This is a genomic window from Cypionkella sp. TWP1-2-1b2, from assembly GCF_049896245.1.
Lineage (GTDB): Bacteria > Pseudomonadota > Alphaproteobacteria > Rhodobacterales > Rhodobacteraceae > Cypionkella.
The window spans coordinates 1-11,892 of record NZ_JAFCTX010000038.1 but is presented as its reverse complement, the minus strand read 5'-3'; the positions used below and the strand labels follow the sequence as shown (position 1 = coordinate 11,892).

The following is an 11,892-nucleotide window of genomic DNA, read 5'->3' as shown; positions in this document are numbered from 1 at the left end:
GGAGGCCCGATGCCGCATTGTCGGGAGGATGCACGCCCCGTGGTAGCCCACGGGGTTGTGCTGTTTTTGGGCCTTGGGTTTAAGCCGTGTTCAAGCCAGCGGCAGGCAAATCTCGGTCAGCAATTCCTCGGGTGCGGTATCCATCGGCGTGTTCAGATAAATCTCGAATACCGGGCTGTTGGCAGGGGTTTCGCCAGATTGTGGCAGCCAGTTGCGGTACAACTGTTCATAGGCGGCGGGCAGGCCGGAATAGGGGCCCTTAAAGCGCAGCACCGCGTGGCGTCCGGCGGGCAGGTTCACCAACTCCAGCGGTGGATCAATCGGGCCAGAGGCAATCTCAAACCCGGCATGGCTGCGCAGGTCTGCCGCAGCAACTGCCGAAGGGTCATCATAATAGACCCCGACCATGCCACTACAGGCCCCCATCAATTTGCGCGCGGCCAGCACGGCACCGCCTTTCTCAAAGGCGCGACCAATCTCGGTATAAGCGCCCTTATGCGGCATCGCGGCAAGCCTGCGGGCGGGGTCCTGTCGGATTTCAACAGCATACATCAGGGGTTCTCCAGTTCTGAACAAGGGGGGCAGAGGACGCAGCTCGCCCTTGGCGCGGAAGGCGGCCGGCGGGGTGCCATAAAGTTCGGCAAAGCTGCGGGTGAAGGAGGCAAGGTTGCGATAACCAACGGCACGGGCAATCTTGGCCAAAGGTGCGGCGGTCTGCACCAGCGCAACGCTTGCGCGATACATCCGCATCCTGCGCACCGCTGCCGCCGCCGTTTCCCCCATCAACGCATGAAACACCCTATGGAAGTGAAACCGCGACAGTGCTGCCACATCGGCCAGCGCATCCAAGCTCAAATCCCCGGCGGGGTTGTCATGGATGTAATCCAACACGCGGATCAGACGGGTTTCATAGCTGTTGGTCATCTTGGACATGCTCCTTCTAAAAAGGGCTAGCATGGTGCAATATCACAAATCTTGCCGAACTGCGGTCACCGCAGCTGTCAGCCCAAAGCCTTGGCCAGCATCGCGCTGGTCAGAACCGACTGGCTTTTCATAAAATCCTGCAACTCGGCATAGATCGAGGGATTGCGCAGAGCAAACGCCGCGGCGGGCAGGATTTCTTTTTGCTGCATGCAGATCGGGATCGGCAGGCCGGTCCATTCCACAAACGACTCGATCTTATGGCTGTTCGAGGGCGTGACGATAAACGGGCACCCCGCAAGCGCTGCCGCGTAAACGCCGTGATGTTGCCCGGTGAGATACAACTCGGCAGTCCGCAACGTGGCGATGATATCCTCAAACCGGCTTTTGTGGATATTCAAATGGTGGCCTTCGATGCGCTTGAACGGGTCTTTCAGCAACCCGCTGTCGATATGGCCGCCGATCACCCAGCCATGCGTCAGCGGCGTGGCCGTGCCGCCTTCGGTAAAGGCCGGATCGGCGGCGCTATCGAGCAATACGCGCGGCATGCCACCATAGCGGCGGGCAAAGCCAGCGCTGCGCGGCTCGCGCACCGTGAGCAAGGCCAGATCGGCCAGAATATCGTCGGACTGGCATTCGTATTGCTGGAACAGCGCGTTGACGAGCAGCACTTTCTTGCCCGCGTCCTTCGCCTCGGCAATCAGCGCCAGCAGATAGGTTGCATGTTGGCCGGAATGATGGATGGTGCCTTCGCCGTTGATCAGCACGGCATCTGCGGCATAGAAGGCGGCCTCGTCGATCTCGCGGGTGCCGACGCTGTGGGTGCCGCAAATCTTAAGCCCCGGCACGGCGGCCATCGCCGCGTGCAGTGATCGCATCACCGCTTTGCAGCCCGCATGTGCGCTGCGCGAGGTGTCGTTTGCCAGAAATACCCGCACAATCCCTCACATACCTGCCAAACCAGCGCTGCGCTTCAGTGGTAGCGTCGTGCTTTGCTCTCGACAACGCGAAAGGGCGCTCTGCCTGGCGATAGTTGTGGTCGGTTGCATTTTCCACGTCAGGCGGCCATATAGGGGGCCTTGCCGATGATTTGCGCCGATGATTTAGCCTGCGATGGAGTGCTCGATGAACTACCTCGAATTCGAGAAGCCTTTGGCCGAAATTGAAGGCAAGGCCGAGGAACTGCGCGCGATGGCGCGCAGCAATACCGGGATGGATGTGACCAAAGAGGCCGAGCAGTTGGACCGCAAGGCGGATCAGTTGCTGAAGGATCTGTATAAGGATCTGACGCCGTGGCGGAAATGTCAGGTGGCGCGTCACCCCGAGCGGCCCCATTCCAAAGATTACATCGAGGCGCTGTTTCAGGAATATACCCCGCTTGCAGGGGATCGCGGATTCTCGGACGATCATGCTGTGATGGGGGGCCTCGCGCGCTTTAACGACACCCCGGTGATGGTGATCGGGCATGAGAAGGGCAACGACACCAAATCGCGGATCGAGCGCAATTTCGGTATGGCGCGGCCCGAGGGCTACCGCAAGGCCGTGCGGCTGATGGATATGGCGCACCGCTTTCATCTGCCGGTGATCACTTTGATTGACACCCCCGGCGCGTATCCGGGCAAGGGCGCTGAAGAACGCGGCCAAGCCGAGGCGATTGCGCGATCAACCGCAAAATGTCTGGAGATTGGCGTGCCGCTGATCTCGGTGATCATCGGCGAGGGTGGCTCTGGCGGGGCGGTGGCGTTTGCGACCGCCAACCGGATCGCGATGTTGGAACATTCGGTGTATTCGGTGATCTCACCCGAGGGCTGCGCTTCGATTCTGTGGAAAGATGCCGAAAAGATGCGGGAGGCGGCCGAGGCTTTGCGGTTGACGGCGCAGGATTTGCAGAAATTGGGCGTGATTGACCGCATCGTGAAGGAACCGCTCGGCGGCGCGCAGCGTGGGCGGAAAGAGACGATTGAAGCGGTCGGCAAGGCGATTGAGACGATGCTGAAAGAGCTGTCGGGCAAGAAACCCGAGGCTTTGATCAGGGATCGTCGGCAGAAGTTCCTTGATATGGGTAGCAAGGGGCTGGCTGCTTAAGATTGCGCGGTCCGCGCGTGGACCGAAAAATATCCAATGAAATCAAATCGAAAAGGCCGCGTGTTTACGCGGCCTTACCTTTTTCAGCCCTTGCAAAAATCATCGCTTGATCTTGGCGCAGACCGCAATCTTGTCCCCGTCCGCGCATAAACGGCAGACTTGCCTATGAGTGCAAAGCGGCGGCTACCAACGCCCCGACCACGACAGGGGCTGGGTTTACAAAATCAGATCACCCGCAGCCAACACCGTGCCGACGCCCAAGCTGATCTCATAATCCGCCGCGCCGTCGCCGTTGATATCGCCCTGCAAAATCCCCGTTGCCGCATCATAGCGCACTTGACCGGCATGGCCGTCAAACGGATTGCTGTTCAGGTAGGTTTGCCCGGCGGCGATGCTCTTAAGGTTCAGATGATCTTCGTGGGTGGTAAAGCCGATAATGCGGTCGCGCTGGCCACCAAGCCCGACCTCGGCGGCGCTGACGAAAATAAAGCGGTCGGCCCCGGCACCGCCACTCAACTCATCCCGACCCAGACCGCCTTGCAGCAGATCGGCATCATTGCCGCCCTGCAGCGTGTCATTGCCAACCCCGCCGTATAGCGAGTCGCTGCCCAGATCGCCGATCAACAGATCATTGCCGCTGCCGCCCAACAGCCGATCATGGCCCGTGCCGCCGAGCAGCCGATCCTGCCCAATGCCGCCGTCCAGACTGTCATTGCCAGCACCACCTGACAGGGTGTCATTTCCGCCCAAGCCAAACAACCGATTGTCAAAGGCATTGCCCAACAAGGTGTTGGCCAAGCTATTGCCGGTCCCGTTTGACGCCGCCGCAGCAGCGAGCAGGGTGAGGTTTTCAAAATCATGCAACAGCGTGTGGTTGGTGACATAGCCGATCTGTACGGTGTCGATGCCTTCCGCCGCGTTTTCGACCAGATTGGCATCGCCGAGCAGCACATAGATGTCATTGCCCGCGCCACCGTAAAGGAAATCAGTCTGGCCATTGCTGTCAGGCGCACCACCGCCGCGCAGGGTGTCATTGCCGGTGCCGCCATACATCTGATCCAGTTGGGTGCCACCGAAAAGCTTGTCATTGCCGTCCATGCCTTGAATCCACAGCGTTGGCGGGAACAGCACCGAAGACGGAGTTTGGGTGTAGATCACATCATCGCCTGCGGTCAGCATGACATGCTCAAACCCTGAAACCGTCTGCGTGCCATAGATCGAGGTCGTCAGATCGAATGTGTCGGTGCCAAACACCGTTGCTGTGCCCGTCGTCAGGTTCACCGTGACGCGGTAAAGCGTGTTGCCGAAATCGTCAAAAAACCCGGAATAGTTCAGGAAATCATAGCCGATGCCGCCATCCAGCGTGTCGTCGCCTTGATCGGCAAACAGCGTGTCGTCGCCCGAGCCGCCATAAACCTGATCCGATCCTGCGGCGTAATTGCCCTTGTCCTGCGCTGTCAGATCCCAGTCGCCATAAAGCGCGTCATTGCCGTCGCCGCCATAGATCGTGTCTGATCCGCCAGTGCCCAGCAGGGTGTCGTGCCCGCCCTTGCCGTCGATCCAATCATTGCCGCCAGCGTCATAGATGTCGTCGCCTTGGATGTAATTGCCGATCACGCCGCCGTCATGACCGATGATCTTATCGCCGCCCGCGCTGGCGATCACGTTGTCGATGTAGCCGGTGTAGTTGATGCTGAACAATGTGGTTTTCACGATGCCAGACCATGCGCTGAGTGTCACGCTGGAATGGTTGGGTGCCGCGCCATAGGTATAGTCTTGCAGCGAGATCGTCAGCGCGAACTCACCCGCCGGGGCGGTATAGGCGCTGCCGGTGATGATGAGCCAATCTATCGCCGAGGGATCGGCAGTGCCGAGATAAAGCCCGCGCGTGCTGTCAGTGTTGAGGGTGAAAGTCACCATCGGAGCCTGCTTTCTGAAAATATCGTTGAAAAAACTAATTTATGTAGTCTAGCATTTCTGGCTTTCGCGTCAAATATGAATGGCTTGCGCGGTGGGCTGGATATTTTATGCAATCTCTGCGAGAGTAACAGTGTCATGACAGCCGATGCGTCCCGCAGAGCCATCGGCATAAAGGCAGGCGGCAGATATGGACCCTTACGCGACGCAGACCCGTCGGTTCTGGCAAAGCGCGCGCAAAGCCAAAGCTTGGATTTTGCAGATGCTCAGCGCGGAAATGCCGGCTTGGGCGTTTTTCCTCGATTTTGTCGTCTACCCGCCATTGATCCTGCTGTGCCTTGTGCTGGCTTTTGGACCGCAGGGCGGCTTGGGGTCAGTTGCGATGATCGTGCTGGGGCTGCTGGGCTGGAGTTTGGCGGAATATCTGATCCACCGCTTTGCCTTTCACCACGCCCCGGTGTTGCAGCAGATCCATCTCGCGCATCACGACGCCCCGCGCGAGTTGAACGGAACGCCGACGCTGGTGACGGTGGCGGTGTTCTACGGGCTGGTCTATTGGCCGCTGACTTGGATGTTGCGCGCGGAATGGGCGGCGGCGCTGACAGCGGGGGTGTTGCTGGGCTATCTGGCCTATGTCGGGGTGCATTATGTGGTGCATCACTTGGGCAGTGGCGGGCGGGCGTGGCTGCGTCGGTTGATCCGGCTGCATGCCGTGCATCATCATGATGTTGCGCATAATTTCGGCGTCACTTCGGCTTTGTGGGACTGGGTGTTTGGCACTTTGGCGCGGCGCTGACTACCACCAGCCCAGAACTAGCACCAACCTAAATGCGCGCGGGTTGCCCGCTCGGTATCATAGTCAGCGCCGTTGATCGCGCCTTGGGTTGCGTCTTGCAGCATTTGACCAGGGGTGGGCAGGTTTTCGGCATGGGGCGCGGTCCACAGCGCCGAGCGTTGCAGGGCGCGGGCGCATTGCGAATACACCTCGGCGATGCGGATCACGATGACGCTGCGGGGTTGCGTGCCGCCACGGTCAAACCGGGCGCGCAAATCGGCGTCTGCGGTGATCTTGGCGGTGCCGTTGACGCGGATGGCTGTGGTAGAGCCTGCGACTAGGAAGATCAATGACATACGGCCATCGCGGATGATGTTGCGTAAGCTGTCGATCCGCTCATTGCCCTTCCAGTCGGGCATCAGCAGGGTTTAGGCATCCAGCGGGATCACCACAGGGTTCTCATCGCCGCGCGGGGAGCCATCGGTGCCCTCTGGCCCGACGGTGGAGAGGATGCAGAACCGCGAGGCGGCGATGAAGGCGGCATAGGCGGGGGTCAGATGTGCGGTGACCTTGGCAAGCGCGGGTTTGCCGGGGGTGCCGTAATGTTTGTGCAGATCGTCGAGCGTTGTGATCCAAGTGGGGGTCGTCATGGCGGGCCTTGGGTTGCTGGGCCAGAGTGCGGAAGCCTCCGGCGGGGATATTTGAGCAGAGAGGATGGGCTAAGAGCTAGAGTGTCAGGTCGTCTTGGGTTTCTTCGCGGCCTTCGGTTTCTTGGGCTTTGGTGGCGGCGCATCGGCGGCAACCGCACGCAAGGCACGGGCGCAGAGATCGGGCTCGTCCAGGGCTTCGGCGCCGATGATGTAGTCTTTGCTGCCGGGATAGGCCGGGCCGCGCTCGGCATCCGGCAGCACCGCATTGGCGCCAGGGGTGGGTTTGATGAACAGGGTGTCGTCGCAGACGAAGGCCACCACGATGCCATCCAGATACAGGGCATACTCGCCGAACATCTTCTTCACCGTCAGCGTCAGCGGGATGATGTCGAGCATATGCTCAATAGTGGCGCGGGAGGTGGTCATTTGTATCCTGCTTCCGCCATCAAGGCGTTGGAGCAGGCTTCGACCTGCGCCTCCAGTTGGGTCATAAACTCGGCATTGCTGAGGCCGGGCGGGATGGCGGGCAGGAAATCGACCACGCCCGTCCCACGATGGCGCAGGATGCCGCGTTTCGGCCAGAACAGGCCGACATTGGTGCCGACCGGAACGCAGGGCTGGCCCAACTGGCTGTAAAGTGCTGCGGTGCCGATCTTGTAGGGCAGGCCTTCGCCCGGTGCGACACGGGTGCCTTGTGGGTAGATGATCAACTGGCCGGGGCGGGCGAGGCCGGATTTTACATCGGCCATCATCCTGGTGATCGCAGCCCCCCTTTTGCCGCGATTGACCGGGACGCAGCCGATGCGCAGGGCATACCAGCCGAGGATCGGGGCGAAGCGCAACTCGGCCTTCATGATGAATTTGGCGCGGGGCAACGCACCGTAGATCAGGATGATGTCGAGAAAGCTTTGGTGTTTCGGGGCGATCAACACTTCGCCTTGCGGCACAACACCGCGGACTTCGGTGCGCAGGCCGCAGATGGCGCGCAGGCTGATGCGCACCCAAGCACAAAACGCGTGGCAGGCGGCGACCGCTCCGTCGCGGTTGATCAGGGCGTAGGGCAGGTAGACGATGCCCAGCACCAGCATGGCAAGATACATTTGCAGGATGAAGACCAGCGACAGCAGCCATTGGATGGGTTTCGGCATCAGGTCAGCTCCCGGAGTTTGCGGAACGCGGCGGCACGGGTGGCTATGAAGGCGACCACGGCGACGAGGGGGGGCAGGGTGAGCGGGTAGAGCCAGCCCAGTCCTTGAAACCCCAGCCCGGTCAGAAAGCCGCCTGCGGTGTCGGTCGAGGGCAGCAAGGCTACGCCGACCATGCCCAAGACGGTGCCGACAGCCGCGCCCGAAATCGCGCGCAGGGTAAAGCGGCGCACAAAGGCGCGGGCGATATAGGCGTCGCGCGCACCCACCTGCCGCAGCACGCGGACGACTTGGGTGTTGGCGGCGAGGGCTGCACTGGCGGCGAGGGTGATCATCGCGGCGGTCGCGGTGCCGATCAGGGCAATGGAGAGCAGGCCGAGCAGGCGCAGACGACCAGCGGCAACCGCGAGGGGTCTGCGCCAGCGGGTGTGGTCATCGAGCACCGCACCGGGGGCTTCGGCGGCGAGGCGTTGCCGCAGGCCTTCGCTCTCATAGCCCGCGCCGCTTTCTGTGACTTCGATCAGCCGGGGCAGGGGCAGGGCATCGACGGGCAGATCGGGGCCAAACCACGGCTTTAGCAGGTCGCGCTGTTCGGCGTCGGTCATTGCCCGAAACGAGGCGATGCCGGGGGTGGTCGATAGCACCGCGAGCACCGCCTTGGTTTGCAGATCCATTTGGTCTTCGGGCGCGGACAGCCGTACGGTGGCGGTGCGCTCCAACGCATCCGACCAGCGATCTGCCAGACGGCCTGCAGCCAGCGACAAAGCCAGCGCGAACACCGCCAGAAACGCCATCGCCCCTGCGGTGAATGAGGTCAGCCATGCGGTATGGCCCGAAGGCGGCACCACGCGGTCGGCCTGTCTGTCAGCTTTACGGTCTGGTGTGAGCAGGGACAGCAGGCTCATAGATCGGCCCCGGCAAGCTGCACCCGGCGTTTGGAAATCCGCAGCACGCGGGCGGCGATCTGGCTTTTCGCCTGCCGGATCAGGTTCAGATCATGGGTGGCGATCAGCACGGTTTTGCCCATGCGGTTCAACTCCACCAGCAGCGTCAACAGCCGCAGCGACATCTCCCAATCAAGGTTGCCGGTGGGTTCATCCGCCAGCACCACATCGGGGCCGATGATGATGGCGCGGGCGAGGGCTGCACGTTGGCGCTCGCCCCCCGACAGGGACGGTGGCAGCGCATCGGCCAACTGGCCAAGGCCGACCCAGCCGAGCAGATCGCTGAGATCCTGCGGCACCGAGGCTTTGCCCGCCACGGTCAGCGGCAGGGCGACATTGGCGGCAAGCGGCAAATGGTCGAGAAACTGGCAATCCTGTTGCACCATGCCAATGCGGCGGCGGGTCAGGGCGATGTCATCGCGGCTAAGCGAGCGCACTTCACGGTCAAACAAGGTGATCCGCCCCGCGCTGGGCAGCAGTTCACCATAGCACAGCTTCAGGAAGGTGGATTTCCCCGCCCCCGATGGCCCGGTCAGGAAATGGAACGAACCGGGGGCCAGCCGCAGCGAAATCTCGGACAGCAATTCGCCCCCACCGTAGCTGTAGGCCACATTGTTGAAGGCAATCACCGGGTTTCATCCTGTTTGGGCCGCATTGCGTTGCACCATTGCCCAAGGTGGCAACGGATTCAATCGCTTCGGGCCAAGTTTGCCACAAAGGCTTCCAGAATGTTTGCTTCATTGCTACAAGTTAACAGCCTGCCTCTCAGAAATGACCCCGGACCCCAACAATGCGTCTAGTTTGCCCAAATTGCGATGCGGAATATGAGGTTGATGCGGCTGCGATCCCCGATGGCGGGCGCGATGTGCAATGTTCCAACTGTGGCCATGCCTGGTTCCAGCTGTCGCCCGAGGTAGAGGCGGAACTGGCTGCAGAGGAGGCGCTGTTTGATGCGCCGCCGCCGATTGCCGCGCCGATGCAAAGTCCTGCGCGTTTGGAACCAGCCAATGTAGCCGGGCAGGAGCAGTCGGATGTGGATGATCCAAAGCTTGATCCGCCGTTGACCAAAGCCCCGCCACCAATCGAAGCCGCGCCGCCCGTGCCCGAGCCCGCGCTGCGCAGCATTGATGAAAGCGTGCTGGCGGTGCTACGTGAGGAAGCCGAGCGCGAGGTTGAGGCCCGTAAGGTGGAAACGCCTGTGGTGGAGACCCAGACCGAACTTGGGCTGGAGGCTCCGGCGGCAGGGGCTGTGGCGCGGCGGTTGGCTCGGATGAAGGGCGAGCCTGAGGCGGTGGTCAAACCGCAAACCCGGCGCGAAATGCTGCCGGAGATCGAGGAAATCAACTCCACCCTGCGTGCCAGCAGCGAAAAACGTTCGGGCCAGTCGGCGATTGCCGAGACTCTGGGCGAGGACGGCGCGAAGAAATCCAGCTTCCGCTCGGGCTTTGCGCTGATGCTGGTGATGGCGGTGGCGCTGTTGACCGCCTATGTGATGGCGCCGAAACTGGCGCAACAATTCCCGGCGGCGGCAGGAGCGTTGCAGGCTTATGTCGCGGCGGTGGATGCGGGGCGGCTGTGGCTGGATGGGATGCTGAAATCCGCCATCGGCTTTCTGAAAGGGCTTGCGGGCGGTAAGGCTTAGCCGCCTGTGTTTTCGCCCGGCTGCCCGAAATCACCGCCAACCCGCAAGCGCTTCGCGAAGCCTTGCGAATCCGATTACCCGGCCCTATATCAACGCTTGAGAGGTTGGCGCGGGTAAGCGCCTCGCCAACCCGGTCAGGTCCGGAAGGAAGCAGCCGTAACGAGCCCCGCTTGGGTCGTTGTCAGCCTCTCACCTTATCGCTTCTATGGGGCGTTTGCCTGCGATACTGGCAAAAAAGCCGGGCGTTTCACTCCACGCACAGGGGCATAAAGATTGCGCCGCCTTGATCAGATCAGCGGCCTTTTCCATATGCAGCCTTTCCCCCGATAATAATGCAAACCGTATTGGGATTGCCGAAAATCAGCTGCGCATGATCGAAGTATCTGCGACCCGCAAGCCAGTTATGCCATCCAGCCGCAACTGAGGATCGAACACGGCCATCGCGTCGCGGCCCGCCCGGCAGGTGCCCGCCGGATGAAAAGCTGCAAGGGCCCCGGTCTGGCAAAAGCGGCTCTGGCAAAAGCAGCGGAAGCCGTCGCGGGTGACCGCTGGGCTGGGGGTCTGACGCTGGGCGATGTAGCGCCGCATCTCGGGCTGATCCATCACCTTCACCGCGAAAATTCCGCCATCGGTGACGGCATCCAGATCATGGGGGTCGCTGAAATAGTTCGGGCGAATTTTAGGCGACACCCTCGGATCGGCGCTTTGTAACGTGATTTCTGCACGCGAACGCGGGCGGATTTGACCCAGATTGACCTTACAGCCATTGCCGCCGGGCACCGCGTCAACGCCTTGTTCGATCCCCGCGCCGACCACCATGAAAAACTGCACGTCGGGCAACGCCTCGGCACGGTTGCCCCACCAAAAAGCGCTGACGTCGATCAGGTTTGACGCGGCAGGCCCCTTGCGGAACAGCGCGTAATCCAATCCTGCCACCGCCCCCCAACGTGGCTTTTTGTACTTATCATAGCTGTGTGGGCCATTCAGTTGACAGATCAGAGAGATTTCAACACGGTCGTGCAAATTTTGCCCAACACCGGGAAGATCGACGCGGGATTTAAGGCGTGTTGCTGCAAATGCGCGGCGGACCCAATGCCGACAACATCAGAGTTTTTGGCGCGGCGATAGCACCAGCCGACAGAGTAACTTCTTTGCGGGCGCGCAACGTTTTTAAACGGCCTTTGCTGACATATTCAATCCTTACCGCGATGTTCTTCTCAATCAGGATACGCGCAACCCATGCGCACGTCAGAACATGTAGATTCTTGCGACTTTTGGCAGGATAACTATAAGTAGTCATGGCAGAACTGCGCCAAGCATTGCGGGCAGTGATTTGATAGAGATCACAGTCTGCTTGATCGACGGAATTAAAATCAGGATTCAGGAGAAGTCCGGCCTGTTGGCATGCCAAAAGCTACGCCCGCGTCAAAGAATGTCCTCAGCGTCCCAAACACCTGCGCAATGATCACCCCAACGGCAAAGACTGTGTCAATCGGCGCGCAAAACCAACTCCTTGTCGGCGTCCAAAATTGACCCCTCTTTATGTGCGGAGATCAGGGCATGAGCCGACGGAACTGATCATGTTGTGAAGGCGGGTCAGGCCCTGATCGGGGTTAAGCGCGGTTCTTGAAACGCCAGGCTCGTTGCCGGTCTCAGTGATCTCGCAGTGGTGTGTCAGGTGGTCGAGTAGCGCGCTCTGGACCTGTCCCGGTTTCGTTCCGGTCAGGTGCTCATGTTAGGCGGCCTTCTGTTCGAAAGCCACGGGGGATTTCCAGCCAATTGCTGAGTGTCTGCGTCGGGGATTATAGAAGCC

General features: G+C 60.8%; 14 protein-coding genes, 1 other RNA gene and 1 pseudogene. 4 read left to right on the top strand and 12 right to left on the bottom strand.

Annotation, left to right across the window (positions count from 1 at the left end; all coding sequences use genetic code 11):
- Positions 1 to 90: 90 nt before the first annotated feature.
- Together ACP7AP_RS19580 and ACP7AP_RS19575 are read right to left on the bottom strand one after the other, a co-directional pair.
- Positions 91 to 924 carry an AraC family transcriptional regulator gene (locus ACP7AP_RS19580; RefSeq protein ID WP_426036871.1) on the bottom strand — a complete coding sequence of 278 codons (834 nt, stop codon included), beginning with the start codon at positions 922 to 924 and terminating at the stop codon, positions 91 to 93.
- 77 nt (positions 925 to 1,001) lie between these two features.
- On the bottom strand, positions 1,002 to 1,859 hold the full coding sequence (locus ACP7AP_RS19575) for a polysaccharide pyruvyl transferase family protein (RefSeq protein WP_426036869.1): 858 nt from the start codon (positions 1,857 to 1,859) through the stop codon (positions 1,002 to 1,004).
- Positions 1,860 to 2,046: 187 nt separating this feature from the next.
- On the opposite strand from ACP7AP_RS19575, the gene ACP7AP_RS19570 reads away from it, so the two are divergent.
- A complete protein-coding gene (locus ACP7AP_RS19570; protein ID WP_426036867.1) occupies positions 2,047 to 3,006 on the top strand; it encodes an acetyl-CoA carboxylase carboxyltransferase subunit alpha in 960 nt (319 codons plus the stop codon).
- 216 nt (positions 3,007 to 3,222) lie between these two features.
- Here ACP7AP_RS19570 and ACP7AP_RS19565 read toward each other — a convergent pair whose 3' ends face one another.
- Entirely contained in the window at positions 3,223 to 4,926 is a 1,704-nt protein-coding gene (locus ACP7AP_RS19565; RefSeq protein WP_426036865.1) for a calcium-binding protein, read from the bottom strand.
- A gap of 187 nt (positions 4,927 to 5,113) precedes the next feature.
- Here ACP7AP_RS19565 and ACP7AP_RS19560 point away from each other — a divergent pair, with 187 nt between their 5' ends.
- Positions 5,114 to 5,719 carry a sterol desaturase family protein gene (locus ACP7AP_RS19560; protein WP_426036863.1) on the top strand — a complete coding sequence of 202 codons (606 nt, stop codon included), beginning with the start codon at positions 5,114 to 5,116 and terminating at the stop codon, positions 5,717 to 5,719.
- Between the two features lie 17 nt (positions 5,720 to 5,736).
- On the opposite strand, the gene ACP7AP_RS19555 is transcribed toward ACP7AP_RS19560, so the two are convergent.
- The 6 genes from ACP7AP_RS19555 to ACP7AP_RS19530 all read right to left on the bottom strand — a co-directional run bounded on the left by ACP7AP_RS19555 (position 5,737) and on the right by ACP7AP_RS19530 (position 9,066).
- The gene (locus tag ACP7AP_RS19555; RefSeq protein ID WP_426036861.1) at positions 5,737 to 6,117 is read right to left on the bottom strand and encodes a pyridoxamine 5'-phosphate oxidase family protein; all 381 of its coding nucleotides are present in this window, start codon (positions 6,115 to 6,117) and stop codon (positions 5,737 to 5,739) included.
- A gap of 9 nt (positions 6,118 to 6,126) precedes the next feature.
- Positions 6,127 to 6,348 carry a hypothetical protein gene (locus tag ACP7AP_RS19550; protein WP_426036859.1) on the bottom strand — a complete coding sequence of 74 codons (222 nt, stop codon included), beginning with the start codon at positions 6,346 to 6,348 and terminating at the stop codon, positions 6,127 to 6,129.
- 84 nt (positions 6,349 to 6,432) lie between these two features.
- Positions 6,433 to 6,774 (bottom strand): TfoX/Sxy family protein, encoded by a 342-nt coding sequence (locus tag ACP7AP_RS19545; RefSeq protein WP_426036857.1) that lies wholly within the window; start codon positions 6,772 to 6,774, stop codon positions 6,433 to 6,435.
- Entirely contained in the window at positions 6,771 to 7,496 is a 726-nt protein-coding gene (locus ACP7AP_RS19540; RefSeq protein WP_426036855.1) for a lysophospholipid acyltransferase family protein, read from the bottom strand. The genes ACP7AP_RS19545 and ACP7AP_RS19540 overlap by 4 nt, the downstream gene beginning before the upstream one ends.
- Positions 7,496 to 8,398 (bottom strand): cell division protein FtsX, encoded by a 903-nt coding sequence (locus ACP7AP_RS19535; protein ID WP_426036853.1) that lies wholly within the window; start codon positions 8,396 to 8,398, stop codon positions 7,496 to 7,498. Before ACP7AP_RS19535 ends, ACP7AP_RS19540 begins: the two co-directional genes overlap by 1 nt.
- Positions 8,395 to 9,066 (bottom strand): cell division ATP-binding protein FtsE, encoded by a 672-nt coding sequence (locus ACP7AP_RS19530; RefSeq protein WP_426036851.1) that lies wholly within the window; start codon positions 9,064 to 9,066, stop codon positions 8,395 to 8,397. Before ACP7AP_RS19530 ends, ACP7AP_RS19535 begins: the two co-directional genes overlap by 4 nt.
- A 161-nt stretch (positions 9,067 to 9,227) precedes the next feature.
- Here ACP7AP_RS19530 and ACP7AP_RS19525 point away from each other — a divergent pair, with 161 nt between their 5' ends.
- On the top strand, positions 9,228 to 10,079 hold the full coding sequence (locus ACP7AP_RS19525; RefSeq protein ID WP_426036849.1) for a zinc-ribbon domain-containing protein: 852 nt from the start codon (positions 9,228 to 9,230) through the stop codon (positions 10,077 to 10,079).
- Between the two features lie 97 nt (positions 10,080 to 10,176).
- Positions 10,177 to 10,274, top strand: an RNA gene (gene ffs / locus ACP7AP_RS19520) — signal recognition particle sRNA small type.
- Positions 10,275 to 10,439: 165 nt separating this feature from the next.
- Here ffs and ACP7AP_RS19515 read toward each other — a convergent pair.
- From ACP7AP_RS19515 to ACP7AP_RS19505, 3 genes and pseudogenes are all read right to left on the bottom strand, one after another.
- Positions 10,440 to 11,015 (bottom strand): GMC oxidoreductase, encoded by a 576-nt coding sequence (locus tag ACP7AP_RS19515; RefSeq protein WP_426036847.1) that lies wholly within the window; start codon positions 11,013 to 11,015, stop codon positions 10,440 to 10,442.
- A gap of 121 nt (positions 11,016 to 11,136) precedes the next feature.
- Positions 11,137 to 11,490 carry a GMC family oxidoreductase N-terminal domain-containing protein gene (locus ACP7AP_RS19510; protein WP_426036845.1) on the bottom strand — a complete coding sequence of 118 codons (354 nt, stop codon included), beginning with the start codon at positions 11,488 to 11,490 and terminating at the stop codon, positions 11,137 to 11,139.
- 202 nt (positions 11,491 to 11,692) lie between these two features.
- Positions 11,693 to 11,784, bottom strand: a pseudogene (locus tag ACP7AP_RS19505) (ATPase); the annotation flags it as partial.
- Between the last annotated feature and the right edge of the window lie 108 nt (positions 11,785 to 11,892).

Bases quoted from the DNA above. Each gene is read 5' to 3' on its own strand.
- ACP7AP_RS19525 (WP_426036849.1), top strand. From the start codon at position 9,228: ATGCGTCTAGTTTGCCCAAATTGCGATGCGGAATATGAGGTTGATGCG.
- ACP7AP_RS19570 (WP_426036867.1), top strand. From the start codon at position 2,047: ATGAACTACCTCGAATTCGAGAAGCCTTTGGCCGAAATTGAAGGCAAG.
- ACP7AP_RS19545 (WP_426036857.1), bottom strand. From the start codon at position 6,774: ATGACCACCTCCCGCGCCACTATTGAGCATATGCTCGACATCATCCCG.
- ACP7AP_RS19555 (WP_426036861.1), bottom strand. From the start codon at position 6,117: ATGCCCGACTGGAAGGGCAATGAGCGGATCGACAGCTTACGCAACATC.
- ACP7AP_RS19565 (WP_426036865.1), bottom strand. From the start codon at position 4,926: ATGGTGACTTTCACCCTCAACACTGACAGCACGCGCGGGCTTTATCTC.
- ACP7AP_RS19580 (WP_426036871.1), bottom strand. From the start codon at position 924: ATGACCAACAGCTATGAAACCCGTCTGATCCGCGTGTTGGATTACATC.
- ACP7AP_RS19550 (WP_426036859.1), bottom strand. From the start codon at position 6,348: ATGACGACCCCCACTTGGATCACAACGCTCGACGATCTGCACAAACAT.
- ACP7AP_RS19560 (WP_426036863.1), top strand. From the start codon at position 5,114: ATGGACCCTTACGCGACGCAGACCCGTCGGTTCTGGCAAAGCGCGCGC.
- ACP7AP_RS19535 (WP_426036853.1), bottom strand. From the start codon at position 8,398: ATGAGCCTGCTGTCCCTGCTCACACCAGACCGTAAAGCTGACAGACAG.
- ACP7AP_RS19540 (WP_426036855.1), bottom strand. From the start codon at position 7,496: ATGCCGAAACCCATCCAATGGCTGCTGTCGCTGGTCTTCATCCTGCAA.